The following is a 25,274-nucleotide window of genomic DNA, read 5'->3' on the forward strand; positions in this document are numbered from 1 at the left end:
GAGTGAATCGACACGGTACATTCTGGAAGAAGCGAACATGAGACACATCATTTCCGTCCTGCTGGAGAACGAACCGGGCGCGCTGTCGCGCGTGGTCGGCCTGTTTTCCGCACGCGGCTACAACATCGAAACCTTGACGGTGGCGCCGACCGAAGACCAATCGCTGTCGCGGCTCACCATCGTTTCCATCGGCTCCGACGACGTGATCGAACAGATCACGAAGCATCTGAACCGCCTGATCGAGGTGGTGAAAGTGGTGGACCTGACCGACGGTGCACACATCGAACGCGAGCTGATGCTGATCAAGGTCCGTGCAGTGGGCAAGGAGCGCGAAGAAATGAAGCGGATGTCGGACATTTTCCGCGGCCGCATCATCGACGTGACCGAAAAGACCTACACGATCGAATTGACGGGCGCGAGCGACAAGCTCGACGCATTCATCCAGGGGCTGGACGCGGGCGCGATCCTCGAGACCGTGCGCACCGGCAGCTCGGGCATCGGACGCGGCGAGCGCATCCTGAAGGTGTGATGCCGAACAGGCACGCCGGGTGCGCCGTCATGTCCCGGCCCGCAGTACTCCATCCGAACGAATTGTTGAATTTTTGAATTAGCGAAGGAACCATCATGAACGTTTTCTACGACAAAGACGCCGACCTCTCCCTCATCAAGGGCAAGCAAGTCACGATCATCGGCTACGGCTCGCAGGGCCATGCCCACGCGCTGAACCTGAAGGACAGCGGCGTGAACGTGACGGTCGGCCTGCGCAAGGGCGGCGCGTCGTGGAGCAAGGCCGAAAACGCCGGCCTGTCGGTCAAGGAAGTCGCGGAAGCGGTGAAGGGCGCCGACGTCGTGATGATGCTGCTGCCGGACGAGCAGATCGCCGACGTGTACGCGAAGGAAGTGCACGAAAACATCAAGCAAGGCGCGGCGCTGGCATTCGCGCACGGCTTCAACGTCCACTACGGTGCGGTGATCCCGCGCGCCGACCTCGACGTGATCATGATCGCGCCGAAGGCACCGGGCCACACCGTGCGCGGCACGTACTCGCAAGGTGGCGGCGTGCCGCACCTGATCGCGGTTGCGCAGAACAAGTCGGGCGCGGCACGCGACATCGCGCTGTCGTACGCGGCGGCGAACGGCGGCGGCCGTGCCGGCATCATCGAGACGAACTTCCGTGAAGAGACCGAAACCGACCTGTTCGGCGAGCAGGCCGTGCTGTGCGGCGGCACCGTCGAGCTGATCAAGGCAGGCTTCGAGACGCTGGTCGAGGCAGGCTACGCGCCGGAAATGGCGTACTTCGAGTGCTTGCACGAACTGAAGCTGATCGTCGACCTGATCTACGAAGGCGGCATCGCGAACATGAACTACTCGATCTCGAACAACGCCGAGTACGGCGAGTACGTGACGGGCCCGCGCGTCGTCACGGAAGAGACGAAGAAGGCGATGAAGCAGTGCCTGACCGACATCCAGACGGGCGAGTACGCGAAGAGCTTCATTCTCGAGAACAAGGCAGGCGCACCGACGCTGCAGTCGCGTCGCCGCCTGACGGCCGAGCACCAGATCGAGCAGGTCGGTGCGAAGCTGCGTGCGATGATGCCGTGGATCGCGAAGAACAAGCTCGTCGACCAGACGAAGAACTAAGCACCGCGTGCTGTTCCGGCCCTTCGAGTGAAGGGTCGGTATCAAAAAGCCGTCCGAAGGCAGCAGTGCCCCGGGCGGCTTTTGCTATCCTACGGGCTTTGCAATTCACCGAACACAGAACGAATCCATGAACTATCCTCATCCGATCATCGCGCGCGAAGGCTGGCCGTTCATCGCGATTGCAGCCGTCATCGCGCTGTTGATCCATGCCGTCGGGGGCTTCGGCTTCGCGTGGCCGTTCTGGCTGCTGCTCGTCTTCGTCGTCCAGTTCTTCCGCGATCCGCAGCGCCCGATCCCCGCGCAGCCGAACGCGGTGCTGTGCCCCGCCGACGGCCGCATCGTCGCGGTCGAGACCGCGCAGGATCCGTACGCGAACCGCGAAGCGCTGAAGATCAGCGTGTTCATGAATGTCTTCAACGTCCATTCGCAGCGTTCGCCGGTCGATGGCGCGATCACCAAGGTCGAATACTTCCCGGGCGCGTTCCTGAACGCCGCGATCGACAAGGCGTCGACCGAGAACGAACGCAATGCGGTCGTGATCCAGACGGCGAGCGGCAAGACCGTCACCGCCGTGCAGATCGCCGGCCTCGTCGCCCGCCGGATCCTTTGCTACGTCCGCGCCGGCGAGCCGCTGTCGCGCGGCCAGCGCTACGGTTTCATCCGCTTCGGTTCGCGCGTCGACGTGTACCTGCCGCTCGGCAGCCGCGCGAAGGTGTCGATCGGCGAGAAAGTCTACGCGTCGTCGACGATCCTCGCCGAACTCGAGCAGTAAGCGGCGGGGCGCACGATGGCCGCATTCAAACCGCGTCGGCCGCGCAACGGCGCCGGCCAGACGCCACGCCCGTTTCGCCGCAACAAGGTGATGGCGCCCGATCCGGCGCCCATCGAGAGCCGCCGCGCCGCGCGCCAGCGCTTCCTGAAGACGCGCGGCATCTATCTGCTGCCGAACGCATTCACCACCGCGGCGCTGTTCTGCGGCTTCTTCGCGGTCGTGCAGGCGATGAACGTGCGCTTCGAAATCGCCGCGATCGCGATTTTCGTCGCGATGGTGCTCGACGGGATGGACGGGCGCGTCGCGCGCATGACGCATACGCAGAGCGCGTTCGGCGAGCAGTTCGACAGCCTGTCCGACATGGTGTCGTTCGGCGTGGCGCCCGCGCTGGTGATGTACGAGTGGGTGCTGAAGGATCTCGGCCGCTGGGGCTGGCTCGCCGCGTTCGTCTATTGCTCGGGCGCCGCGCTGCGTCTCGCACGCTTCAACACGAACATCGGCGTCGTCGACAAGCGTTTCTTCCAGGGGCTGCCGAGTCCGGCCGCCGCCGCACTGATCGCGGGCTTCGTGTGGCTGGCCACCGACAACCGCGTGCCGATGAAGCTCGGCTGGCTGCCGTGGGTCGCGTTCGTGCTGACGATCTACGCGGGCGTGACGATGGTGTCGAACGCGCCGTTCTACAGCGGCAAGGCGCTGGACGTGCGGCATCGCGTGCCGTTCGCGGCAATCCTGCTGGTCGTCGTCGCGTTCGTGCTCGTGTCGTCCGATCCGCCGTTGATGCTGTTCTGCCTGTTCGTGCTGTACGGGCTGTCCGGCTACGTGTTCTGGGCCTACATGGCCGTCCGCGGGCGCGCGAATCCGGCGCGCTCGTCGCAGCGCGATCACTGACGCGCGATCTGCACCGAAACGGCGGCCCTGGGCCGCCGTTTTCATTGGCCCCTTTTACGAACGGGGCAGGCGGCACCCCGGGGTGCCGTCCGATTGCGCACCCCGCGGAATGTCGCTATAGTCGTCGGCATGACTGCATTTCCCCGCTTCTCCCTCCTTCCAGCCGGTGCGCCGCTACGCGCGCTAGCTTCGGCGCGCCTGCCGCGCTGACCGTTCTCGCCCCCCGTCAAGCTTCGTCTGTTGTTGAGCGTCGCCAGCGGTGGCGCGACCTCGTTACGTTTGACATCCGTATAAAGAGCCCTGGAGCCCCCCATGACAGACAAGCTGATCATTTTCGATACGACGTTGCGTGACGGCGAGCAATCGCCCGGCGCGTCGATGACGAAGGAAGAGAAAATCCGCATCGCGAAGCACCTCGAGCGGATGAAGGTCGACGTGATCGAGGCCGGCTTCGCGGCCAGTTCAAACGGCGATTTCGACGCGATCCACACGATCGCCGGTCTCGTGAAGGACAGCACGATCTGTTCGCTGGCGCGGGCCAACGACAAGGACATCCAGCGGGCAGCCGACGCGCTGAAGCCGGCCGGCAGCTTCCGGATCCACACGTTCATCGCGACGTCGCCGCTGCACATGGAGAAGAAGCTGCGGATGACGCCGGACCAGGTGTTCGAGCAGGCGCGTCTCGCGGTGCGCTTCGCGCGCAAATTCACCGACAACGTCGAATTCTCGCCGGAAGACGGCAGCCGCTCCGACATGGACTTCCTCTGCCGCGTGCTGGAAGCCGTGATCGCCGAGGGCGCGACGACGATCAACATCGCCGACACGGTCGGCTACGGCGTGCCGGAACTCTACGGCAACCTCGTGAAGACGCTGCGCGAACGCATTCCGAACTCGGACAAGGCGATCTTCTCGGTGCATTGTCACAACGACCTCGGGATGGCCGTCGCGAACTCGCTGGCCGGCGTGAAGATCGGCGGCGCGCGTCAGGTCGAGTGCACGATCAACGGGCTCGGCGAGCGCGCGGGCAACACGTCGCTCGAAGAAATCGTGATGGCGGTGAAGACGCGCAAGGACTACTTCGGTCTCGACGTCGGCATCGACACGTCGCAAATCGTGCCGACGTCGAAGCTCGTGTCGCAGATCACCGGTTTCGTCGTGCAGCCGAACAAGGCGGTGGTCGGCGCGAACGCGTTCGCGCATGCGTCGGGCATCCACCAGGACGGCGTGCTGAAGGCGCGCGACACCTACGAGATCATGCGCGCGGAAGACGTGGGCTGGACCGCGAACAAGATCGTGCTCGGCAAGCTGTCGGGTCGCAACGCATTCAAGCAGCGCCTGCAGGAGCTCGGCGTGTCGCTCGACAGCGAGGGCGAACTGAACGCCGCGTTCATGCGTTTCAAGGATCTGGCCGACCGCAAGGCCGAGATTTTCGACGAGGACATCATCGCGATCGTGTCCGAGGAGTCGGCGCTCGCGCAGGAGCAGGAGCACTTCAAGTTCGTGTCGCTGTCCCAGCGTTCGGAAACGGGCGAACAGCCGCAGGCGAAGGTCGTGTTCGCGGTCGAGGGCAAGGAGGTGACCGGCGAGGCGCGCGGCAACGGTCCGGTGGATGCAACGTTCAACGCGATCGAGGGCGAAGTCGGCAGCGGGTCCGAATTGCTGCTGTACTCGGTGAACGCGATCACGACCGGCACGCAGGCGCAGGGCGAAGTGACCGTCCGGCTGTCGAGGAGCGGGCGGATCGTCAATGGCGTCGGCACCGATCCGGACATCGTGGCCGCATCCGCGAAGGCGTACATCTCCGCGCTGAACAAGCTGCATTCGAAGGACGACAAGCTCAACCCGCAGCGCTCGTAAGCGCCGCGCGTTGTCGAAAAGCCCCGAGCGGCCCTGTGCCGCCGGGGCTTTTTTTCATCCGCTCATTCGGCGGCCGGCGTGCGGAACAGCCAGCGGCGCGCGGCCGGGCGTGGCGCCGGGCTGCGCCGGCGGAATTCCACCGCGATCCCGCGCCGCGGCGCATCGGCGACGAATGCGTCGAGCAGTTCGAGCACGTCGTGATCGATGTAGTCGGCACGCGTGGCGTCGATGATCACGGCCGCCCGGTCGGGAATGTGCCGCAGGTGGTGCTTGACCTGCACCTTGCCGAGAAACGACACGTCCTTGCGGAACGACAGCAGGAAGTGGTCGTCGTGCTGCGCGAGCGTGACGGGGCTCTTCAGGTTCGCGACGGCGACCGCCAGCACGCTGCAGGCGAGGCCGAGCGCGATGCCGAACAGCAGGTCGACCGCGAGCACGCCGGCGATCGTTGCGATGAACGGCACGAACGCGGCGGGCCCCTGCTTCATCGTCGAGCGGAACAGGGCCGGTTTCGCGAGCTTGAAGCCGGTGTGGATCAGGATCGCGGCCAGGCTGGCGAGCGGGATCAGGTTGATCAGGCCGGTGAGCGCGAATACGCTCGTGAGCAGCAGCACCCCGTGAACGACCGCCGACATCCGGCTTTGCGCGCCCGCGTTGACGTTGACCGAGCTGCGCACGATGACCGACGTGATCGGCAGGCCGCCGACCGCGCCCGCGACGAGATTGCCGACCCCCTGCGCCTTCAGTTCGCGGTCGGGCTGGGTGGGGCGGCGCTTCGGGTCGATCTGTTCGACCGCTTCGAGGCTCAGCAGCGTCTCGAGGCTCGCGACGACGGCGAGCGTGATCGCGACGCGCCACACGTCCGGATTGACGAGCTGCGCGAAGTTCGGGCCGAGCTCGGCATGCTTGAGCGATGCGGCGAGGGCCGCGAACGATCCGAGCTCTGGCAGCGTCACGCGATGCGCGGCGCCCGGCGCGACCGACGGCGCGACGATACCCAGCACGAGCGTGGCGCCGATGCCCAGCACGACGACCGCGAGCGGCGCGGGCACCGAGCGCACCAGCGCGAAGCGGCGCAGCGCGCGCGTATCCCACGCGATCAGCAGGGCGAGCGATGCGAGCGCGATGGCCGTCGCGGCCCACGCGACCGGCAGATCCGGCCAGCCTGCAAACGATTGCGCGGCCGGGCCGCCGATACCGAGCGCGAACGGAATCTGCTTCACGATCAGCAGCAGGCCGATCGCGGCGAGCATGCCCTTGATGACGGGCGACGGCACGTAGGCGGCGAAGCGGCCGGCGCGCAGCACGCCGAACCCGAATTGCAGCACGCCGGACAGCAGCACCGCGAGCAGGAACGCGGAGAAGCTGCCGAGTTGCGCGATGCCTTCGACGACGATCACGACGAGGCCGGCGGCCGGCCCGCTGACGGACAGCGACGAGCCGCTCAGCAGCGCGACGACGATGCCGCCGACGATGCCGGACACGAGCCCGGCGAACGGTTCGACGCCGGACGCATTGGCGATGCCCAGGCACAACGGCAGCGCGACGAGGAAGACGACGATGCCCGCGACGATGTCGCGCGGCAGGGTGGACAGGCGCTCGTTCAGTTTCATGGTTGGGGAGATTTCATTGGCGTGAGGGGCGGGGGCGGAATCAGGCGAGCGCGGCGGCCGCGACGGCCTGCGCGGGTTCGGTGTCCGCGGGCGGTGTTGTGTAGCCGGAATCGAGCTCCAGCAGGCGGCCGTCGGCGAGCGAAAAGATCCAGCCATGCACGAGCGGCGGCCGTTCGCGGCCGCGCACGATCGGCGACGCGCGCAGCAGCCGCACCTGTTCGAGGACGTTCAGCTCGGCGAGGCGGTCGGCGGCGGCCGTGTCGTCGAGCCCGTCGAGCGCGTCGCGATGGCGCCGCGCGAGCGCGCAGAGCGGCGCGATGCGACGGGCGACATGGGGCAGGTCGGCCGGCGGCGGCAACAGCGACGCGCGTACGCCGCCGCAACCGTAGTGCCCGCACACGATCACGTGGTCGACCTGCAGCACGCGCACCGCGTACTCGAGCACGCTGGCGGAATTGTCGTCGTCGGGGTGGAACAGGTTCGCGATGTTGCGATGGACGAACAGCTCGCCGGGCGCGCAGTGCGTGATGGTTTCGGCCGGCACGCGGCTGTCGGCGCAACCGATCCACAGCACGCGCGGGTTCTGGCCGCGCGCGAGCGCGTCGAAGAACCCGGGCGTGTGTTCACGCGTTTCGCGGGCCCAGGCGATGTTGGCGACCAGCATGCTCTTGGGGCGATTCATAGGGACTCCTATCTGTTAAACAAAAATGAATATCGGTCGAAATGACGCAATTGCAATCTTTCTAAATTGAAAGGTTTGGTTTCGACTGATATTAGGGGTATGCCCTGGCGCTCCGGGGGTGTTGAAACAAATTGTTTCAAATTGACTGGATGCAGTGCATGGCATGCACCACACGCACGCATGACATGCATGACGCATGCCTGTTTCTCCCCGCAATGCGCCGCGTGACGGGGGTGTCAGCGGATTGCCATCGGCGTGTCATCGATCGGAAAATATTTCTGTCGTACTTCCGGAATGAATAAGAAGACGGAAAAAAGAAATGGCCATTTCCGCGATGATTCGTAAATGGCCATGGCAACAATTGCGCGTAAATGCGCAATCGGTCAGAACAGGTTGCGGCGGTCGGGGTCGTGCAGCGGATCCGGCGTTTTCTGCGTGATGCGTAGGATGCCCTGCGGATCGAAATAGAAGCTGTACATCATGTACCAGACGTTGTCCTCGAGATACCGGTACGTCCACACCTCGCGCTTCATCAGCGGGAAGTAGGACGTCTCGACGGGGCGTCCGAAGTTGACGAGCACGTCGGTCTTAGTCCACTTGCCGATCTCCGCGCGATAGAACTCGCTCGGCTGCAGGACCTGGCGCACGTTGACGATCTTGTGGGCCGCGTCGACGTCGGCCGCCACGGTCACTTCGCCCATCGGCTGGGTCGGCCACATCAGGCGCCTGCCGCCGTCGGGCAGGTCGTAGACCTCGCGCGGCGGGCCCATGCGCGCGACGATCGCCGACTCGTCCTGGCCGGCCTGGTATTGCTGCCACGGTTGCGCGCAACCGGCCAGCAGCGCGGCGGCACAGACGAGCAGCACCGGCGCGCGCACGGGAATGCGAATGCGCATGGGAATCCTCCAGAACACGGAAACAAGTCCCGTTGTATCACGGACGGCGGGCGACGGCGCATCGCGCGGAAAAAATCGGTGCGGATCGCCGACGCCGCCGCGCTTGCGGGCGGCGGGCGCGCCGGCCTATGATCCGCGCTTCTCGGGCAGATTGAAGGGCAGGTGGCCGATGCAGGGATGGAAGCGGTGCGCGCTCGCGTTGAGCGCGGGGTGGATGCTGGCGTCGTCCGCGTTTGCCGGCGGCGAGCCGGTGCGGATCGCGCTGATCGAAGGGATGTCGGGTCCGTTCGCGAACGCGGGCGCGGCGGTCGAGCGCAACCTGCGCTTCGGCGTCGAGCAGGTCAATGCGGCGGGCGGCGTGAAGCTGCGCGACGGCGCGCATCCGCTCGAGCTGGTCGTGCTCGACAGCAAGGGCAGCCCGGAGGAGGCCCTCGTGCAGTTGCGCGCGGCCGCGGACCGTCATATCGGCTTCGTCGCGCAGGGCAACAGCTCGGCCGTCGCGGCCGCGCTCGTCGCGGCGCTCGACAAGCTCAACGCGCGCGATCCGGACCGCCGGATGCTGTTCCTCAACTATTCGGCCGACGATCCGGCGCTGACCGGCGCGCGCTGCAGCTTCTGGCATTTCCGCTTCGACGCGCACGCCGGCATGCGGATGGCCGCGCTCGCGGACGTCATGGCGAGCGACCGCGCGCTGCGCAAGGTCTATCTGCTGAACCAGGACTACAGCTTCGGCCATGACGTCAGCACGCTCGCGCGGCAGGCGCTGGCCGCGCGGCGCCCCGACGTGACGATCGCCGGCGACGAGTTCCATCCGATCGGCCGGATCAAGGATTTCTCGCCTTACATCGCGAAGATCCGCGCGAGCGGCGCGGACGCCGTCGTGACCGGCAACTGGGGCAACGACCTCACGCTGCTCGTGAAGGCGGCGCGCGAGCAGGGGCTGAACGCGAAGTTCTACACGTTCTACGGCAACAGCCTCGGTGCGCCGGCGGCACTCGGCGACGCCGGTGTGGGGCGGGTCGTGGCCGTGGCGGACTGGCATCCGAACGCGGGCGGTGCGAAATCCGACGCGTTTTACCGTGCCTTCCGGAACCGTTTTCCGGCCGCGCAGGACGACTATCCGGTGCGGCGCATGAGCCTGATGATCGAGATGCTGGCCGCCGCGATGAACCGCGCGGGGTCGGCCGACCCCGTCGCGGTCGCCCGCGCGCTCGAGGGGCTGTCGTTCGACGACGGCTTCCATGCGTCACGGATGCGCGCGCAGGATCATCAATTGATCCAGCCCCTTTACGTGATGGACATGGACAAGGCCGGCACGCCGGGTGTGCGCTTCGACAACGAAGGGTCGGGCTACGGTTTCCGGACAGTGCTGGCGGTGCCGGCGCAGCGCACGGAGATGCCGTCGACGTGCTCGATGGCACGCCCGTGACAGGGGCGGCAAGAATGGCACGCAAGTTGTGCTACAATGCCCGCCGGTTGTAAGTCACGGCACGGCCATTCTTCCGTGTCCGCCTGTTCAGTCAGAAAGGAAATCACATGTCCGTTGCAGATATCAAGAAGTCGGAAGTCGTTGCTCAGTTCGCCCGCGGTACCAACGACACGGGTTCGCCCGAAGTCCAGGTCGCACTGCTGACCGCACGTATCGTCGAACTGACGGGTCACTTCAAGACCCACGCGAAGGATCACCACAGCCGCCGCGGCCTGCTGCGCATGGTGAGCCGCCGCCGCAAGCTGCTCGACTACCTCAAGGGCAAGGATGCCGACCGTTACCGCGCACTGATCGAGAAGCTGGGTCTGCGTAAGTAATCGAGGCGATTGCCGCCAGCAAGATGCCTGTGTCAGTCCGCTGATACAGGCATTTTGTTTTTGCGCGGTGCGTAGCGTCACGCGCACCGCAGGTTGCCCGGCACGTTCGTGCGGGGCTGCCCAACGACTGGTACCGGGGCGGGATTTGTGTCATTCCAGCGCGGCGCTGCACGAGCGCCGCGCCGGAATGGCATAAAAAACACACCTTGCTCCGGGTGATTCGGTCGGGACGCCGCCGCGCGGGATGGCCGGCGCGGCGAATGAAATGCATGAATTCAAAGGAGCAACCATGTCCATGTTCAACAAGGTCGTGAAGGAATTCCAGTGGGGCCAGCACAAGGTGCGCCTCGAAACCGGTGAAGTCGCTCGCCAGGCGAGCGGCGCGGTGATCGTCGACGTCGAAGACACCGTCGTGCTGGCAACCGTCGTCGGCGCGAAGTCGGCGAAGCCGGGTCAGGATTTCTTCCCGCTGACCGTCGACTACCTCGAAAAGACCTACTCGGCCGGCAAGATCCCGGGCGGCTTCTTCCGCCGCGAAGGCCGTCCGTCGGAGCACGAGACGCTGACGTCGCGCCTGATCGATCGTCCGCTGCGCCCGCTGTTCCCGGAAGGCTTCTACAACGAAGTCCAGGTCGTGATCCACGTGCTGTCCGTGAACCCGGAAATTCCGGCGGACATCCCCGCGCTGATCGGCGCATCGGCTGCGCTCGCCGTGTCGGGCCTGCCGTTCAACGGCCCGGTCGGTGCCGCTCGCGTTGCGTACATCGACAATGCGTACGTGCTGAACCCGACGCGTGACCAGATCAAGGCGTCGAGCCTCGACCTCGTCGTCGCCGGTACGGAACGCGCGGTGCTGATGGTGGAATCGGAAGCCGACCAGCTGTCGGAAGACGTGATGCTGGGCGCCGTGGTGTTCGGCCACGAGCAGATGCAGGTCGCGATCGATGCGATCCACGAACTGGTCCGCGAAGGCGGCAAGCCCGAGTGGGACTGGCAGCCGGCGCCGAAGAACGAGGCGCTGATCGCGCGCGTGACCGAGCTGGCGCAGAACGACCTGCTCGCCGCTTACCAGCTCCGCGACAAGCAGGCGCGCTCGGCGAAGCTGAAGGAAGTCTACTCGGCGACCTCGGCGAAGCTCGAGGAAGACGCTCAGGCGGCCGGTACGGCAGCAGCCGACAAGGCGACCGTCGGCAACGTGCTGTTCGACATCGAAGCCAAGATCGTCCGTTCGCAGATCCTGAACGGCGAGCCGCGCATCGACGGTCGCGACACGCGCACCGTGCGTCCGATCGAAATCCGCACCGGCGTGCTGCCGCGTACCCACGGCTCGGCGCTGTTCACGCGCGGCGAGACGCAGGCGCTGGTGGTGGCGACGCTCGGCACGAAGGGTGACGAGCAGATCATCGACGCGCTCGAAGGCGAGTACCGCGAGCGCTTCATGCTCCACTACAACATGCCTCCGTTCGCGACCGGCGAAACGGGCCGCGTCGGCTCGCCGAAGCGCCGCGAAATCGGTCACGGCCGCCTCGCGAAGCGTGCGCTGGTCAAGTGCCTGCCGAGCGCCGACGAATTCGGCTACTCGATCCGCGTCGTGTCGGAAATCACCGAATCGAACGGTTCGTCGTCGATGGCGTCGGTGTGCGGCGGCTGCCTCGCGCTGATGGACGCAGGCGTGCCGATGAAGGCACACGTCGCGGGCATCGCGATGGGCCTGATCCTCGAAGGCAACAAGTTCGCGGTGCTGACCGACATCCTCGGCGACGAAGATCACCTCGGCGACATGGACTTCAAGGTGGCCGGCACGGAACAAGGCGTGACGGCGCTGCAGATGGACATCAAGATCCAGGGCATCACGAAGGAAATCATGCAGGTCGCGCTCGCGCAGGCGAAGGAAGGCCGCATGCATATCCTCGGCAAGATGACGTCGGCGGTCTCGGGTGCGAACACGCAACTGTCGGAATTCGCGCCGCGCATGATCACGATCAAGATCAACCCGGAAAAGATCCGCGACGTGATCGGCAAGGGCGGTTCGGTGATCCGTGCGCTGACGGAAGAAACGGGCACGACCATCGACATCTCGGACGACGGCGTCGTGACGATTGCCAGCACGAGCAGCGAAGGCATGGCCGAAGCGAAGAAGCGCATCGAGAACATCACGGCCGAGATCGAAGTCGGCCAGGTGTACGAGGGCACGGTCCTCAAGCTGCTCGATTTCGGTGCGATCGTGAACCTGCTGCCGGGCAAGGACGGCCTGCTGCACATCTCGGAAATCGTCAACGAGCGCGTGAAGGACATCAACGACTACCTGAAGGAAGGTCAGCAGGTCAAGGTCAAGGTGATCCAGACGGACGAGAAGGGTCGCGTGCGCCTGTCGGCCAAGGCGCTGCTGAATGAAGCAGCGGCGGCCGCGCAGTCGGACACGCCGCCGCAGCAGTAAGCGGAAGGGCGGATCAACGGCCGGCAGCGCGAAAGCGCGCCGGCCGTTTTTTCTGTAGCATCGTTGTGCGGCGCAGCAGCGCCGGTCGGGCGTCCGTGCCGCGCGCGGGCGCACCATCAGATTCCGATCCTGGAGCGACCCTCACCATGAAAGCCATTGAAATCACCGAATTCGGCGCCCCCGACGTGCTGAAGCTCGCGGAGCGTCCGCGTCCGGAGCCGAAGCGCGGCGAGGTGCTGATCAAGGTGGCGGCCTCCGGCGTGAACCGGCCCGACGTATTCCAGCGCAAGGGCGCCTACGCGCCGCCGCCGGGCGCGTCGGATCTGCCGGGCCTCGAGGTCGCGGGCGAGATCGTCGGCGGCGACCTGTCCGATGCTGCGCTGAACCCGTTCGGCCTGAAGCTCGGCGATCGCGTCTGCGCGCTGCTCGCGGGCGGCGGCTATGCCGAATATGCGGTCGCGCCGCTGCCGCAATGCCTGCCGGTGCCCGGCGGGCTCACCGATATCGAGGCCGCGTCGCTGCCCGAGACGTTCTTCACCGTGTGGAGCAACGTGTTCGATCGCGCGCAACTCGGGGCGGGCGAGGGCGGCGAGCAGGAGACGCTGCTCGTGCAGGGCGGCTCGAGCGGCATCGGCGTGACGGCGATCCAGATCGCGCACGCCCTCGGCTTTCGCGTGTTCGCGACCGCCGGCACGGCCGACAAGTGCCGTGCATGCGAGGCGCTCGGCGCCGAGCGCGCGATCAACTACAAGACCGAGGATTTCGTCGAAGTCGTGAAGTCGCTGACGCACGATCGCGGCGTCGACGTGATCCTCGACATGGTGGCCGGCTCGTACGTGCCGCGTGAGCTGTCCGCACTCGCGGACGGCGGCCGTCTCGTGCTGATCGCGCTGCTCGGCGGCGCGAAGACCGACATCAACCTGGGCGAGATCCTGCGCCGCCGGCTCACGATCACGGGTTCGACGCTGCGCCCGCGCCCGGTCGAGTTCAAGGCGCGCATCGCCGCGCAGCTGAAGGCGCGCGTGTGGCCGCTGATCGCCGACGGCCGCATCAAGCCGGTGATTTACCGCGTGCTGCCGGCCGCGGATGCCGCGCAGGCGCATGCGCTGATGGAGAGCAGCGAGCACACCGGCAAGATCGTCCTCGATTGGGGTACGAACGCCTGACGGTCCGTGCGGCCAGGCTTGACATGGGCGGTTTGACCGGTTCAAGCCGTGCGCAGTAAAATCGCGGGTTTGCTTCGCCAGATCAAACCTGACGGCCGGTTTCCGGTGCGTCGATGACGAGACAGACACGATGTCGAAACAGAGAACTAAGCGGGTGATCGGCAACTGGAAGATGCACGGCCGGCTGGCCGGCAACCAGGCGTTGCTGAACGAAGTGGTGCAGGGTGTGGGCGCGGTGGCGGCCGAAACGTCGGTCGGCGTGTGCGTGCCGTTCCCGTATCTCGCGCAGGTTCAGGCGCAGCTCGACGGCGGCCGTGTCGCGTGGGGCGCGCAGGACGTGTCGGCGCACGAGCAGGGTGCATTCACCGGCGAAGTGGCGGCTGCGATGGTCGCGGAGTTCGGCGCACGCTATGCGATCGTCGGTCACTCGGAGCGTCGCGCGTATCACGGCGAACGCAACGAGACGGTCGCGGCGAAGGCGCAGCGCGCGCTCGCGGCGGGCCTCACGCCCGTCGTGTGCGTCGGCGAGACGCTCGACGAGCGCGAGTCGGGTGCGACCGAGCAGGTGGTCGGTACGCAGCTCGACGCGGTGCTGGCCGTGCTGACGGCCGACGAGGCGGCGCGCATCGTCGTGGCCTACGAGCCGGTCTGGGCGATCGGCACGGGCAGGAGCGCGACGTCGGCGCAGGCGCAGGACGTGCATGCGTTCCTGCGCGCGCGTCTCGCGGCAAAGGGCGCGGCGGACGTGTCCGTGCTGTACGGCGGCAGCGTGAAGCCGGACAACGCGGAAGAGCTGTTCGCGCAGCCGGATATCGACGGCGGCCTGATCGGCGGCGCGTCGCTGAAGGCGGAAGATTTCCTGGCGATCTGCCGGGCCGCGCGTTGAGCGGTCCGCGATCGAATTGAACCATGACGGCGGCCGGTCGGTCCGGTCGCCCGATCCATTCGGGTGGGTGTGATGCTGTTATTCAAAACGCTGATTATTGTGGTGCAGGTGCTGTCTGCGCTGGGTGTGATTGGTCTCGTGCTGCTGCAGCACGGCAAGGGCGCCGACATGGGCGCCGCCTTCGGCAGCGGCGCGTCGGGCAGCCTGTTCGGCGCGACGGGCTCGGCGAACTTCCTGTCGCGTACGACGGGCATTCTGGCAACGATCTTCTTTGTCGCGACGCTCGCGCTGACGTACCTCGGTTCGTACAAGTCGACGCCGTCGGCGGGCGTGCTCGGCGCAGTGGCGACCGCGCCGGCATCGGCGCCCGCGGCGTCTGCGCCGGCCGTCGCGGCATCCGCTGCTGCAGGCTCGGCCGCAAGCGCACCGGGCCAGGACGTCCCGAAATAAAAAGTTAAAATATTTGCGATTGTGCGTTGAACAATTCTGGAACTCGGGTTAGAATTTAATTCTTGAAGCGATTCGCGGGAAACAAGTAGTTACAACCCCGGTTGCATGCAGTGCCGACGTGGTGAAATTGGTAGACACGCTATCTTGAGGGGGTAGTGGCGAAAGCTGTGCGAGTTCGAGTCTCGCCGTCGGCACCAAAGTTACTCAATGCCAGCCGCTTCTAGTGGCTGGCATTTTTCATTTCTGGGGTGTGCTTGCGGTTGTCTTGCGATCGAACGCACTCCGAAATGATTCCTTCCGCCGGAAGTGGTATTCTCCGGACGCTCAGAACCAACCGATAGAGGATTGCCTTGAACCTCGCAGCCTATTACCCCGTCTTGTTGTTCCTCCTCGTGGGCACTGGTTTAGGTATAGCGCTGGTCAGCATCGGCAAGCTCCTTGGTCCCAACAAGCCGGACGTCGAGAAGAACGCACCGTACGAGTGCGGCTTCGAAGCCTTTGAAGACGCCCGGATGAAGTTCGACGTCCGGTACTACCTCGTCGCCATCCTGTTCATCATCTTCGATCTCGAAACCGCATTCCTGTTTCCGTGGGGCGTCGCGCTCCGGGATATCGGCTGGCCGGGTTTCATCGCAATGATGATTTTTCTGCTCGAATTCCTGCTGGGCTTTGCCTATATCTGGAAGAAAGGCGGCCTCGATTGGGAGTGATGGGTTAATCGCCGGTTTGCATGGGCGGCCACGCTCGGTCGCTCGTCTGGAGTGGAAAGCAAATGAGTATCGAAGGGGTCTTGAAGGAAGGGTTTGTCACCACGACGGCTGACAAGCTGATCAACTGGACGCGTACCGGCTCGCTGTGGCCGATGACGTTCGGGCTCGCGTGTTGCGCCGTCGAAATGATGCATGCGGGCGCGGCCCGTTACGATCTGGACCGGTTCGGCGTCGTGTTCCGTCCGAGTCCGCGTCAGTCGGACGTGATGATCGTCGCCGGCACGCTCTGCAACAAGATGGCGCCCGCGCTGCGTCGCGTGTACGACCAGATGGCCGAGCCCCGCTGGGTGATTTCGATGGGGTCTTGCGCGAACGGCGGCGGCTACTACCACTACTCGTATTCGGTGGTTCGCGGCTGCGACCGGATCGTGCCGGTCGACGTCTACGTGCCGGGCTGTCCGCCCACGGCCGAGGCGCTGGTCTACGGCGTGATCCAGCTGCAGGCGAAGATCCGCCGCACCAATACCATCGCCCGTCAATAAAGCCCCGAGCGTCCCCTCAATATGGCAAGCAAAATCGAGACCCTCAAGGCCAACCTCGAAGCCGCGCTCGGCGCGCGCGTGGTGAGCCTCACCGAAGCGATCGGTGAACTGACGCTCGTCGTGAAGGCGAGCGATTACCTCGAAGTCGCAACGATGCTGCGCGACGATCCGAAGCTCCGTTTCGAGCAGCTGATCGACCTCTGCGGCGTCGACTACCAGACCTTCGGCGACGGCGCCTACGACGGCCCGCGCTTCGCGGCCGTGTCGCACCTGCTGTCCGTCACGAACAACTGGCGCCTGCGCCTGCGCGCATTCGCGCCCGACGACGACCTGCCGATCGTGGCGTCGCTGGTCGACATCTGGACCTCCGCGAACTGGTACGAGCGCGAAGCGTTCGACCTGTACGGCATCGTGTTCGAAGGCCACCCCGACCTGCGCCGCATCCTCACCGACTACGGCTTCATCGGCCACCCGTTCCGCAAGGACTTCCCGGTGTCGGGCTACGTCGAAATGCGTTACGACCCGGAAGAGAAGCGGGTCGTCTACCAGCCGGTGACGATCGAGCCGCGCGAAATCACGCCGCGCGTGATCCGCGAGGATCGCTATGGCGGTCTGAAACATTAAGGGGGCGTCATGGCAGAAATCAAGAACTACACGCTCAACTTCGGCCCGCAGCACCCGGCAGCGCACGGTGTGCTGCGCCTCGTGCTCGAGCTCGACGGCGAAGTCATCCAGCGCGCCGATCCGCACATCGGCCTGCTGCACCGCGCGACGGAAAAGCTCGCGGAATCCAAGACCTTCATTCAGTCCGTGCCGTACATGGACCGTCTCGACTACGTGTCGATGATGGTCAACGAGCACGGCTACGTGCTCGCGATCGAAAAGCTGCTCGGCATCGACGTGCCGGAGCGCGCGCAATACATCCGCGTGCTGTTCGACGAAGTCACGCGCGTGCTGAACCACCTGATGTGGATCGGCGCGCACGCACTCGACGTCGGTGCGATGGCGGTGTTCCTGTACGCTTTCCGCGAACGCGAAGATCTGATGGACGTGTACGAAGCGGTGTCCGGCGCCCGGATGCACGCGGCGTACTACCGCCCGGGCGGCGTCTACCGCGATCTGCCTGACGCAATGCCGCAATACAAGGCGTCGAAGATTCGCAACGAGAAGGCGCTCGCGAAGATGAACGAAGCGCGCAGCGGCTCGGTGCTCGACTTCATCGACGACTTCTTCACGCGCTTCCCGAAGTGCATCGACGAATACGAAACGCTGCTGACCGACAACCGGATCTGGAAGCAGCGTCTGGTCGGGATCGGCGTGGTCAGCCCGGAACGCGCGCTGCAGATGGGCCTGACGGGCCCGATGCTGCGCGGCTCGGGCATCGCGTGGGACCTGCGCAAGAAGCAGCCGTACGAAGTGTACGATCGCATGGATTTCGACGTGCCGGTCGGCGTGAACGGCGATTGCTACGACCGCTATCTGGTGCGCGTCGAGGAAATGCGTCAGTCGGTACGTATCGCGAAACAGTGTATTGAGTGGCTCCGCAAGAATCAGGGCCCGGTGATGACCGAGAATCACAAGGTTGCACCGCCGTCGCGCGTCGGCATGAAGACCAACATGGAAGACTTGATTCACCACTTCAAGCTCTTCACCGAAGGTTTCCATGTGCCGGAAGGCGAAGCGTACGCGGCGGTCGAGCATCCGAAGGGTGAGTTCGGCATCTACCTCGTGTCCGACGGCGCCAACAAGCCGTATCGCCTCAAGATTCGCGCACCGGGTTTCGCGCACCTGGCGTCGCTCGACGAAATGGCACGCGGTCACATGATCGCCGACGCCGTCACGATCATCGGTACGCAGGACATCGTGTTCGGCGAAATCGACCGCTAATGGTTGCGCCGCCCGCGCGAGCGGGCGGCGAGCAGCAAGTCATACGCGATGCGCGCTGAACCGGCGCGGCTTCGCAAGCTGTCAACAGAGTGAGCGCCAGGTCTGCCGTCCATGCACCCACAGTGTGCGGCAGGTTGTTCGTTCGGTAGGAATTGAAAGAGTCGTGTCTGAAAATGATCTCAGCTGAAGGCCTGAAGGAAATCGATCGAGCGTTGACGAAGTATCCCGCCGATCAGAAACAGTCCGCCGTGATGTCGGCGTTGGCCGTTGCTCAGGAAGAGCACGGCTGGCTGTCGCCCGAACTGATGCAGTTCGTTGCGGACTATCTCGGCATGCCGGCCGTTGCCGTGCAGGAAGTCGCGACGTTCTACACGATGTACGAGCTCAAACCGGTCGGCAAGCACAAGATCACGCTCTGCACGAACCTGCCGTGCCAGCTCGGCCCGGACGGCGGCGCGGAAGCGACTGCCGACTACCTGAAACAGAAGCTGGGCATCGGCTTCGGCGAGACCACGCCCGACGGCAAGTTCACGCTGAAGGAAGGCGAATGCATGGGCTCGTGCGGCGATGCGCCGGTGCTGCTGGTGAACAATCACAGAATGTGCAGCTTCATGAGCCGCGACAAGATCGACCAGCTGCTTGAGGAGCTCTCGAAATGACGTCCCTCCACGACCGTCACATCAAACCGCTGATCCTCGCTGGTCTGAACGGCGAGAACTGGCATCTCGAAGATTACGTTGCGCGCGGCGGCTACAAGCAGCTGCGCCGCATTCTCGAAGAAAAGATTCCGCCCGAGCAGGTGATCGCCGACGTCAAGGCGTCGGGCCTGCGCGGCCGTGGCGGTGCGGGCTTCCCGACCGGCCTGAAGTGGAGCTTCATGCCGCGCCAGTTCCCGGGGCAGAAGTACCTCGTCTGCAACTCGGACGAAGGCGAGCCGGGCACGTTCAAGGATCGCGACATCCTGCGCTGGAACCCGCACGCGCTGATCGAGGGCATGGCCATCGGCGCATACGCGATGGGCATCACCGTCGGCTACAACTACATCCACGGTGAAATCTTCGAAGTGTATCGACGCTTCGAGGCCGCGCTTGATGAAGCGCGCGCCGCCGGGTTCCTCGGCGACAACATCATGGGCTCGGAATTCTCGTTCCAGCTGCATGCGCACCATGGTTACGGCGCGTACATCTGCGGCGAGGAAACGGCGCTGCTCGAGTCGCTCGAAGGCAAGAAGGGCCAGCCGCGCTTCAAGCCGCCGTTCCCGGCGAGCTTCGGCGTGTACGGCAAGCCGACCACGATCAACAACACCGAGACGTTCGCCGCGGTGCCGTTCCTGCTGTCCATCGGGCCGCAGAATTACCTCGAGATCGGCAAGCCGAACAACGGCGGCACGAAGATTTTCTCGGTGTCGGGCGACGTCGAGCGTCCGGGCAACTACGAAGTGCCGCTCGGCACGCCGTTCGCGACGCTGATGGAGCTCGCCGGCGGGATGCGCGGCGGCAAGAAGATCAAGGCCGTGATTCCGGGCGGTTCGTCCGCGCCGGTGATCCCGGGCGACATCATGATGCAGACGGATCTCGACTACGATTCGATCGCGAAGGCCGGCTCGATGCTCGGTTCGGGCGCGGTCATCGTGATGGACGAGACGCGCTGCATGGTGCGCTCGCTGCTGCGCCTGTCGTACTTCTACTACGAGGAATCGTGCGGCCAGTGCACGCCGTGCCGTGAAGGCACCGGCTGGCTGTATCGCGTCGTGAACCGTATCGAGCACGGCGAAGGCCGTCAGGAAGATCTGGACCTGCTGAACTCGGTTGCCGAGAACATCATGGGCCGTACGATCTGCGCGCTCGGCGATGCGGCGGCGATGCCGGTACGCGGGATGCTCAAGCACTACTGGGACGAATTCGCGTACCACGTTGAGCACAAGCACTGCATGGTCGGCGGCCACGCGCACGCGGCGGCAGCCTGAAGCGCACCCGGTTGCGGAATTTGAGCGCACGGTCGGGCGAAGGCGCGAACGAGCGGAAATAGGTTAAGGACCATTCACCATCATGGTTGAACTTGAAATAGACGGCAAGAAGGTCGAGGTGCCCGAAGGCAGCATGGTGATCCAGGCTGCGCACAAGGCGGACAAGTACATTCCTCACTTCTGCTATCACAAGAAACTGTCGGTTGCGGCCAACTGCCGGATGTGTCTCGTCGAAGTCGAGAAGATGCCGAAGGCCGTGCCTGCCTGTGCGACGCCCGTGTCGGCCGGCATGATCGTCCATACGCAATCGGACAAGGCCGTGAAGGCGCAGCAGTCGGTGATGGAATTCCTCCTCATCAACCACCCGCTCGACTGCCCGATCTGCGATCAGGGCGGTGAATGCCAGCTGCAGGATCTGGCGGTCGGCTACGGCAAGTCGTCGTCGCGCTACTCGGAAGAGAAGCGCGTGGTGTTCCACAAGAACGTGGGCCCGCTGATCTCGATGGAAGAGATGTCGCGCTGCATTCACTGCACGCGCTGCGTCCGCTTCGGCCAGGAAGTCGCCGGCGTGATGGAGTTCGGCATGCTGGGCCGCGGCGAGCACTCGGAAATCACGACGTTCGTCGGCAAGACGGTCGACTCCGAGATGTCGGGCAACATGATCGACCTGTGCCCGGTTGGCGCGCTGACCAGCAAGCCGTTCCGCTACAGCGCCCGTACGTGGGAGCTGTCGCGCCGCAAGTCGGTGAGCCCGCACGATTCCGTCGGCGCGAACCTCGTCGTGCAGGTGAAGAACAACCGCGTGATGCGCGTGCTGCCGTTCGAGAACGAAGCGATCAACGAATGCTGGATCTCGGACAAGGACCGCTTCTCGTACGAAGGCCTCAACAGCGAAGAGCGCCTGACGAAGCCGATGCTGAAGCAGGGCGGCCAGTGGATCGAGACCGACTGGCAGACCGCGCTCGAATATGTCGCGAAGGGCCTGAAGGGGATCGCCGCGGATCACGGCGCGAACGCGCTGGCGATGCTCGCGAGCGCGCACAGCACCGCGGAAGAGCTGTTCCTCGTGAAGCAGCTCGCCAGCGAACTGAAGACGCCGAACGTCGATTTCCGTCTGCGCCAGCAGGATTTCTCGGCGCCGGTCCAGGGCGCGCCGTGGCTCGGCATGCCGATCGCCGATCTGTCGAACGTGGACGCCGCGTTCGTCGTCGGTTCGTTCCTGCGCCGCGACCACCCGCTGTTCGCGTCGCGTCTGCGCCAGGCCGCGAAGGGCGGCGCGAAGCTGCACTTCCTGCACGCGACCGGTGACGACGCACTGATCCCGACCGCGCAGCGCATCGTTGCCGCTCCGTCGGCATGGCTCGACGAACTGGCCGGCATCGCCGCGGCCGTCGCGCAGCTGCGCGGCGTCGCGCTGCCCGACACGCTCGCGGGCGTCACCGCATCGCCGGCCGCGCAGGCCGTGGCCCAGTCGCTGTCGAACGGCGAACGCCGCGCGGTGCTGCTCGGCAACGTCGCGGTCCGCCACCCGGAATTCGCGAAGCTGCACGCCGTCGCGCAGTGGATCGCCGACAACACCGGCGCCACGTTCGGCTTCCTGACGGAAGCGGCGAACACGGTCGGCGCGCACGTCGTCGGCGCGCTGCCGGGCGCGGGCGGCCTGAACGCCCGCGAAGCGTTCGCACAGCCGCGCAAGGGTTACGTGCTGCTGAACGTCGAACCGGAATTCGACACCGCCGATCCGGCACAGGCGCTCGCCGCGCTGAACCAGGCGGAGATGGTCGTCGTGATGTCGCCGTTCAAGCACGGCCTCGACTACGCCGACGTGCTGCTGCCGGTTGCGCCGTTCACGGAAACGGCCGGTACGTTCGTCAACGCGGAAGGCACCGTGCAGAGCTTCAACGGCGTCGTGCGTCCGCTCGGCGACACGCGCCCGGGCTGGAAGGTGCTGCGCGTGCTCGGCAGCCTGCTCGGCCTGCCGAACTTCGAATACGAGACGGCGGACGAGGTGCGTCTCGCCGCGCTCGGCGACGCCGGCGTGGCGGGCCGCCTGTCGAACCAGACGTCGGTTGCGCCGGTGCGCACCGCGGCGAATGCCGCGAACGGCGGCTTCGAACGCCTGGCCGATGTGCCGATCTATCACGCCGACGCGCTCGTGCGCCGTGCAGGTGCGCTGCATCTGACGACCGCCGCGAAGGCAGCGAATGCCGCAGCCTTGCCGGCCGCGCTGTTCGACAAGCTGGGCTTGAAGGAAGGCGACGCCGTGCGCGTGCGCCAGGGCGAGCGTGCGGTGCAGTTGCCGGCCGTACGCGACGCGAATCTTGCGGAGACGGTCGTTCGCGTGTCGGCAGCAACGCCTGCCGGCGCAGCGCTCGGCAGCCTGTCCGGTGAACTGGTGGTGGAGAAGGCGTAAATGAGCTTGTTCGATACGATCAACGCGGGCGGAGCCCAGCTTCTCGGCGTCGCGTGGCCGACGGTATGGGCAATCGTGCGCATCCTCGTCGTCGCCGTCGTGATCCTGCTGTGCGTCGCGTACCTGATTCTGTGGGAACGCAAGCTGATCGGCTGGATGCACGTGCGTCTCGGCCCGAACCGCGTCGGCCCCGGCGGCCTGCTGCAGCCGATCGCCGACGTGCTGAAGCTGCTGCTGAAGGAAGTCATTCAGCCGAGCGCCGCCAGCCGCTGGCTGTACCTGATCGCGCCGGTCATGACCGTCGTGCCGGCATTCGCGGTGTGGGCGGTGATCCCGTTCCAGGCACAGGCCGTGCTCGCGAACATCAACGCGGGCCTGCTGTACGCGATGGCGATTTCGTCGATCGGCGTGTACGCGGTGATCCTCGCGGGCTGGGCGTCGAACTCGAAGTACGCGTTCCTCGGCGCGATGCGCGCCGCGGCGCAGATGGTCTCGTACGAAATCTCGATGGGCTTCGCGCTGGTGCTCGTGCTGATGACGGCCGGCAGCCTGAACATGTCGGAAATCGTCAACTCGCAGCAGCACGGCTTCTTTGCCGGCCACGGCGTGAACTTCCTGTCGTGGAACTGGCTGCCGCTGCTGCCGGCGTTCGTCGTCTACTTCATTTCGGGCATCGCCGAAACGAACCGCCATCCGTTCGACGTGGTGGAAGGGGAGTCGGAAATCGTTGCAGGTCACATGATCGACTACTCGGGCATGGCGTTCGCGCTGTTCTTCCTCGCCGAGTACATCAACATGATCGTGATCTCGGCGCTGGCTGCGACGCTGTTCCTCGGTGGCTGGGATGCACCGTTCGAATTCCTGTCGTTCATCCCGGGCATCTTCTGGCTGGTGCTGAAGGTCTTCGCGCTGCTGTCGGTGTTCATCTGGGTCCGTGCGACGTTCCCGCGCTACCGTTACGACCAGATCATGCGTCTGGGCTGGAAGGTGTTCCTGCCCGTCACGGTGGTCTGGGTGGTCGTGGTCGGCTTCTGGATGATGTCGCCGCTGAACATCTGGGTGAAGTAAGGACGAAATCATGACGGCTATCCAACACTTCTTTAAGACCTTCTTCCTGACCGAGCTGCTGAAGGGGCTCGCGCTGACCGGTCGTTACACGTTCAAGCGCAAGTTCACCGTGCAGTTCCCGGAAGAGAAGACCCCGATTTCTCCGCGTTTCCGCGGGCTGCATGCGCTGCGCCGCTACGAAAACGGCGAAGAGCGCTGCATCGCGTGCAAGCTGTGCGAGGCCGTGTGCCCCGCGATGGCGATCACGATCGAATCGGAAACGCGCGCGGACAACACGCGCCGCACGACGCGCTACGACATCGACCTGACGAAGTGCATCTTCTGCGGCTTCTGCGAAGAGAGCTGCCCGGTCGATTCGATCGTCGAGACGCAGATTCTCGAATACCACGGCGAAAAGCGCGGCGACCTGTATTTCACGAAGGAAATGCTGCTCGCGGTGGGCGATCGCTACGAGAAGGACATCGCCGCGGCGAAGGCTGCCGACGCGCCGTATCGTTGATTGTGTTTGCAGTGCCGGCCCGAAGCCAGGGCCGAGCCGCCGCGACGGGTGCGGCACGCGAGAGCGTCCCGCAAGCCGCGCCTGACTATGGCCTAACGATGAACCGGTAATCATGGAATTCACGACCGTACTGTTCTACATCTTCGCGCTGCTCCTGGTGGTATCAGGGCTGAAGGTGATCACTTCGCGCAACCCGGTGGCGTCTGCGCTTTTCCTTGTGCTGGCGTTCTTCAACGCCGCCGCGATCTGGATGCTGCTGGAAGCGGAGTTCCTCGCGATCCTGCTCGTGCTGGTCTACGTGGGCGCGGTGATGGTGCTGTTCCTGTTCGTCGTGATGATGCTGGACATCAACATCGACTACCTGCGCCGAGACTTCAAGCGCTTCGTGCCGATGGCGACCGTGGTCGGCGCGATCATCGTGATCGAAACCGCGCTGATCCTGTGGCGCGGCTACGGCGACACGCAGACGGTGCACGCGATGGCGACGGGCGAGATGGCCAACTGGTCGAACACGCGACTGATCGGCAAGGTGATCTACACCGACTACATCTTCGCGTTTGAAATCGCCGGCCTCGTGCTGCTGGTCGCGATCATTGCCGCGATCGGGCTGACCGAGCGCAAGGGCAAGGACAGCAAGCGCCAGCGCGTGTCGGATCAGGTCAAGGTGCGCCGCAACGATCGCGTGCGCCTCGTGAAGATGGACGCGGAAAAGCCGCAGCCGGAAACGGCGCAGAGCGAAGCCGGTCCGAGCACCAACGGCTAAGCGGAGAAAACGAAAACCATGCTGACTCTTGCTCATTACCTCGTGCTCGGCGCGATCCTCTTTGCGATCGCGATCGTCGGGATCTTCCTGAACCGCCGCAACGTCATCATCATCCTGATGTCGATCGAACTGATGCTGCTGGCGGTGAATACCAACTTCGTCGCGTTTTCGCATTACCTCGGCGATATACACGGCCAGATCTTCGTGTTCTTCGTGCTGACTGTTGCCGCAGCGGAAGCCGCGATCGGTCTCGCGATTCTGGTGACCCTGTTCCGCAAGCTCGACACGATCAATGTCGAGGATCTCGATCAGCTCAAAGGTTAATCTCAGGC

The 25,274-nt window shown here is 65.0% G+C and carries 25 protein-coding genes and 1 tRNA gene; 23 read left to right on the top strand and 3 right to left on the bottom strand.

What is annotated here, in order from left to right:
• The first annotated feature begins 37 nt into the window (after positions 1 to 37).
• From ilvN to GQ57_RS11775, 5 genes are all read left to right on the top strand, one after another.
• Entirely contained in the window at positions 38 to 529 is a 492-nt protein-coding gene (gene ilvN / locus GQ57_RS11755) for an acetolactate synthase small subunit (protein ID WP_006398781.1), read from the top strand.
• A gap of 95 nt (positions 530 to 624) precedes the next feature.
• Complete coding sequence (gene ilvC / locus GQ57_RS11760) at positions 625 to 1,641, top strand: ketol-acid reductoisomerase (protein ID WP_014896490.1); 1,017 nt, start codon at positions 625 to 627, stop codon at positions 1,639 to 1,641.
• A 127-nt stretch (positions 1,642 to 1,768) separates the two neighbouring features.
• Positions 1,769 to 2,413 carry a phosphatidylserine decarboxylase gene (locus GQ57_RS11765; protein WP_031401923.1) on the top strand — a complete coding sequence of 215 codons (645 nt, stop codon included), beginning with the start codon at positions 1,769 to 1,771 and terminating at the stop codon, positions 2,411 to 2,413.
• Between the two features lie 15 nt (positions 2,414 to 2,428).
• The gene (pssA, locus tag GQ57_RS11770) at positions 2,429 to 3,301 is read left to right on the top strand and encodes a CDP-diacylglycerol--serine O-phosphatidyltransferase (protein WP_031401922.1); all 873 of its coding nucleotides are present in this window, start codon (positions 2,429 to 2,431) and stop codon (positions 3,299 to 3,301) included.
• A gap of 312 nt (positions 3,302 to 3,613) precedes the next feature.
• Positions 3,614 to 5,158 carry a 2-isopropylmalate synthase gene (locus GQ57_RS11775; RefSeq protein WP_031401921.1) on the top strand — a complete coding sequence of 515 codons (1,545 nt, stop codon included), beginning with the start codon at positions 3,614 to 3,616 and terminating at the stop codon, positions 5,156 to 5,158.
• Between the two features lie 62 nt (positions 5,159 to 5,220).
• Here GQ57_RS11775 and GQ57_RS11780 read toward each other — a convergent pair whose 3' ends face one another.
• The 3 genes from GQ57_RS11780 to GQ57_RS11790 form a co-directional block, all read right to left on the bottom strand.
• Positions 5,221 to 6,771, bottom strand: coding sequence for a SulP family inorganic anion transporter (locus tag GQ57_RS11780; protein WP_034197946.1), 1,551 nt, complete (start codon positions 6,769 to 6,771; stop codon positions 5,221 to 5,223).
• A 40-nt stretch (positions 6,772 to 6,811) separates the two neighbouring features.
• A complete protein-coding gene (locus tag GQ57_RS11785; protein ID WP_031401919.1) occupies positions 6,812 to 7,453 on the bottom strand; it encodes a carbonic anhydrase in 642 nt (213 codons plus the stop codon).
• A gap of 383 nt (positions 7,454 to 7,836) precedes the next feature.
• On the bottom strand, positions 7,837 to 8,349 hold the full coding sequence (locus tag GQ57_RS11790) for a hypothetical protein (RefSeq protein ID WP_031401918.1): 513 nt from the start codon (positions 8,347 to 8,349) through the stop codon (positions 7,837 to 7,839).
• A gap of 169 nt (positions 8,350 to 8,518) precedes the next feature.
• Here GQ57_RS11790 and GQ57_RS11795 point away from each other — a divergent pair, with 169 nt between their 5' ends.
• The 18 genes from GQ57_RS11795 (at position 8,519) to nuoK (ending at position 25,266) form a co-directional block, all read left to right on the top strand.
• Complete coding sequence (locus GQ57_RS11795; protein WP_034197947.1) at positions 8,519 to 9,778, top strand: branched-chain amino acid ABC transporter substrate-binding protein; 1,260 nt, start codon at positions 8,519 to 8,521, stop codon at positions 9,776 to 9,778.
• Between the two features lie 107 nt (positions 9,779 to 9,885).
• On the top strand, positions 9,886 to 10,155 hold the full coding sequence (rpsO, locus tag GQ57_RS11800) for a 30S ribosomal protein S15 (RefSeq protein WP_006398792.1): 270 nt from the start codon (positions 9,886 to 9,888) through the stop codon (positions 10,153 to 10,155).
• A gap of 289 nt (positions 10,156 to 10,444) precedes the next feature.
• Entirely contained in the window at positions 10,445 to 12,592 is a 2,148-nt protein-coding gene (gene pnp / locus GQ57_RS11805) for a polyribonucleotide nucleotidyltransferase (RefSeq protein WP_031401916.1), read from the top strand.
• A gap of 146 nt (positions 12,593 to 12,738) precedes the next feature.
• Positions 12,739 to 13,758 carry an NAD(P)H-quinone oxidoreductase gene (locus GQ57_RS11810; protein WP_031401915.1) on the top strand — a complete coding sequence of 340 codons (1,020 nt, stop codon included), beginning with the start codon at positions 12,739 to 12,741 and terminating at the stop codon, positions 13,756 to 13,758.
• A 130-nt stretch (positions 13,759 to 13,888) separates the two neighbouring features.
• The gene (gene tpiA / locus GQ57_RS11815; RefSeq protein ID WP_031401914.1) at positions 13,889 to 14,644 is read left to right on the top strand and encodes a triose-phosphate isomerase; all 756 of its coding nucleotides are present in this window, start codon (positions 13,889 to 13,891) and stop codon (positions 14,642 to 14,644) included.
• A 72-nt stretch (positions 14,645 to 14,716) separates the two neighbouring features.
• Positions 14,717 to 15,094, top strand: coding sequence for a preprotein translocase subunit SecG (secG, locus tag GQ57_RS11820; protein ID WP_031401913.1), 378 nt, complete (start codon positions 14,717 to 14,719; stop codon positions 15,092 to 15,094).
• 112 nt (positions 15,095 to 15,206) lie between these two features.
• A tRNA-Leu gene (locus GQ57_RS11825) sits at positions 15,207 to 15,291 on the top strand.
• A gap of 153 nt (positions 15,292 to 15,444) precedes the next feature.
• Complete coding sequence (locus GQ57_RS11830) at positions 15,445 to 15,804, top strand: NADH-quinone oxidoreductase subunit A (protein WP_006398798.1); 360 nt, start codon at positions 15,445 to 15,447, stop codon at positions 15,802 to 15,804.
• Between the two features lie 62 nt (positions 15,805 to 15,866).
• Entirely contained in the window at positions 15,867 to 16,346 is a 480-nt protein-coding gene (locus GQ57_RS11835; protein ID WP_006398799.1) for a NuoB/complex I 20 kDa subunit family protein, read from the top strand.
• Between the two features lie 21 nt (positions 16,347 to 16,367).
• Positions 16,368 to 16,970, top strand: a complete 603-nt coding sequence (locus GQ57_RS11840) for an NADH-quinone oxidoreductase subunit C (RefSeq protein WP_031401912.1) — start codon at positions 16,368 to 16,370, stop codon at positions 16,968 to 16,970.
• Positions 16,971 to 16,979: 9 nt separating this feature from the next.
• A complete protein-coding gene (locus GQ57_RS11845; RefSeq protein WP_031401911.1) occupies positions 16,980 to 18,233 on the top strand; it encodes an NADH-quinone oxidoreductase subunit D in 1,254 nt (417 codons plus the stop codon).
• A 173-nt stretch (positions 18,234 to 18,406) separates the two neighbouring features.
• The gene (gene nuoE / locus GQ57_RS11850; protein ID WP_031401910.1) at positions 18,407 to 18,892 is read left to right on the top strand and encodes an NADH-quinone oxidoreductase subunit NuoE; all 486 of its coding nucleotides are present in this window, start codon (positions 18,407 to 18,409) and stop codon (positions 18,890 to 18,892) included.
• Positions 18,889 to 20,199, top strand: coding sequence for an NADH-quinone oxidoreductase subunit NuoF (gene nuoF, locus GQ57_RS11855; RefSeq protein ID WP_006478267.1), 1,311 nt, complete (start codon positions 18,889 to 18,891; stop codon positions 20,197 to 20,199). The genes nuoE and nuoF overlap by 4 nt, the downstream gene beginning before the upstream one ends.
• 82 nt (positions 20,200 to 20,281) lie before the next feature.
• Positions 20,282 to 22,612: an NADH-quinone oxidoreductase subunit NuoG gene (gene nuoG, locus GQ57_RS11860; protein ID WP_034197948.1), complete on the top strand. Its 2,331-nt coding sequence runs from the start codon at positions 20,282 to 20,284 to the stop codon at positions 22,610 to 22,612.
• Positions 22,613 to 23,680, top strand: a complete 1,068-nt coding sequence (gene nuoH, locus GQ57_RS11865; RefSeq protein ID WP_034197949.1) for an NADH-quinone oxidoreductase subunit NuoH — start codon at positions 22,613 to 22,615, stop codon at positions 23,678 to 23,680.
• Positions 23,681 to 23,690: 10 nt separating this feature from the next.
• Positions 23,691 to 24,179 (top strand): NADH-quinone oxidoreductase subunit NuoI, encoded by a 489-nt coding sequence (nuoI, locus tag GQ57_RS11870; RefSeq protein ID WP_009691265.1) that lies wholly within the window; start codon positions 23,691 to 23,693, stop codon positions 24,177 to 24,179.
• A 112-nt stretch (positions 24,180 to 24,291) separates the two neighbouring features.
• Positions 24,292 to 24,942, top strand: coding sequence for an NADH-quinone oxidoreductase subunit J (locus GQ57_RS11875; RefSeq protein WP_031401907.1), 651 nt, complete (start codon positions 24,292 to 24,294; stop codon positions 24,940 to 24,942).
• 18 nt (positions 24,943 to 24,960) lie between these two features.
• Positions 24,961 to 25,266, top strand: coding sequence for an NADH-quinone oxidoreductase subunit NuoK (gene nuoK / locus GQ57_RS11880; RefSeq protein WP_031401906.1), 306 nt, complete (start codon positions 24,961 to 24,963; stop codon positions 25,264 to 25,266).
• Positions 25,267 to 25,274: the final 8 nt, after the last annotated feature.

Source organism: Burkholderia sp. MSh2 (genome assembly GCF_000731655.1).
In the GTDB taxonomy this organism is placed as follows: Bacteria; Pseudomonadota; Gammaproteobacteria; order Burkholderiales; family Burkholderiaceae; genus Burkholderia; species Burkholderia paludis.

Bases quoted from the DNA above. Each gene is read 5' to 3' on its own strand.
- rpsO (WP_006398792.1), top strand. From the start codon at position 9,886: ATGTCCGTTGCAGATATCAAGAAGTCGGAAGTCGTTGCTCAGTTCGCC.
- nuoE (WP_031401910.1), top strand. From the start codon at position 18,407: ATGATCTCAGCTGAAGGCCTGAAGGAAATCGATCGAGCGTTGACGAAG.
- ilvC (WP_014896490.1), top strand. From the start codon at position 625: ATGAACGTTTTCTACGACAAAGACGCCGACCTCTCCCTCATCAAGGGC.
- GQ57_RS11845 (WP_031401911.1), top strand. From the start codon at position 16,980: ATGGCAGAAATCAAGAACTACACGCTCAACTTCGGCCCGCAGCACCCG.
- GQ57_RS11790 (WP_031401918.1), bottom strand. From the start codon at position 8,349: ATGCGCATTCGCATTCCCGTGCGCGCGCCGGTGCTGCTCGTCTGTGCC.
- GQ57_RS11780 (WP_034197946.1), bottom strand. From the start codon at position 6,771: ATGAAACTGAACGAGCGCCTGTCCACCCTGCCGCGCGACATCGTCGCG.
- GQ57_RS11835 (WP_006398799.1), top strand. From the start codon at position 15,867: ATGAGTATCGAAGGGGTCTTGAAGGAAGGGTTTGTCACCACGACGGCT.
- GQ57_RS11875 (WP_031401907.1), top strand. From the start codon at position 24,292: ATGGAATTCACGACCGTACTGTTCTACATCTTCGCGCTGCTCCTGGTG.
- tpiA (WP_031401914.1), top strand. From the start codon at position 13,889: ATGTCGAAACAGAGAACTAAGCGGGTGATCGGCAACTGGAAGATGCAC.
- nuoH (WP_034197949.1), top strand. From the start codon at position 22,613: ATGAGCTTGTTCGATACGATCAACGCGGGCGGAGCCCAGCTTCTCGGC.
- GQ57_RS11775 (WP_031401921.1), top strand. From the start codon at position 3,614: ATGACAGACAAGCTGATCATTTTCGATACGACGTTGCGTGACGGCGAG.
- GQ57_RS11810 (WP_031401915.1), top strand. From the start codon at position 12,739: ATGAAAGCCATTGAAATCACCGAATTCGGCGCCCCCGACGTGCTGAAG.
- pssA (WP_031401922.1), top strand. From the start codon at position 2,429: ATGGCCGCATTCAAACCGCGTCGGCCGCGCAACGGCGCCGGCCAGACG.
- nuoF (WP_006478267.1), top strand. From the start codon at position 18,889: ATGACGTCCCTCCACGACCGTCACATCAAACCGCTGATCCTCGCTGGT.
- GQ57_RS11795 (WP_034197947.1), top strand. From the start codon at position 8,519: ATGCAGGGATGGAAGCGGTGCGCGCTCGCGTTGAGCGCGGGGTGGATG.
- nuoG (WP_034197948.1), top strand. From the start codon at position 20,282: ATGGTTGAACTTGAAATAGACGGCAAGAAGGTCGAGGTGCCCGAAGGC.
- GQ57_RS11765 (WP_031401923.1), top strand. From the start codon at position 1,769: ATGAACTATCCTCATCCGATCATCGCGCGCGAAGGCTGGCCGTTCATC.
- nuoK (WP_031401906.1), top strand. From the start codon at position 24,961: ATGCTGACTCTTGCTCATTACCTCGTGCTCGGCGCGATCCTCTTTGCG.
- secG (WP_031401913.1), top strand. From the start codon at position 14,717: ATGCTGTTATTCAAAACGCTGATTATTGTGGTGCAGGTGCTGTCTGCG.
- pnp (WP_031401916.1), top strand. From the start codon at position 10,445: ATGTCCATGTTCAACAAGGTCGTGAAGGAATTCCAGTGGGGCCAGCAC.
- GQ57_RS11840 (WP_031401912.1), top strand. From the start codon at position 16,368: ATGGCAAGCAAAATCGAGACCCTCAAGGCCAACCTCGAAGCCGCGCTC.
- GQ57_RS11785 (WP_031401919.1), bottom strand. From the start codon at position 7,453: ATGAATCGCCCCAAGAGCATGCTGGTCGCCAACATCGCCTGGGCCCGC.
- nuoI (WP_009691265.1), top strand. From the start codon at position 23,691: ATGACGGCTATCCAACACTTCTTTAAGACCTTCTTCCTGACCGAGCTG.
- ilvN (WP_006398781.1), top strand. From the start codon at position 38: ATGAGACACATCATTTCCGTCCTGCTGGAGAACGAACCGGGCGCGCTG.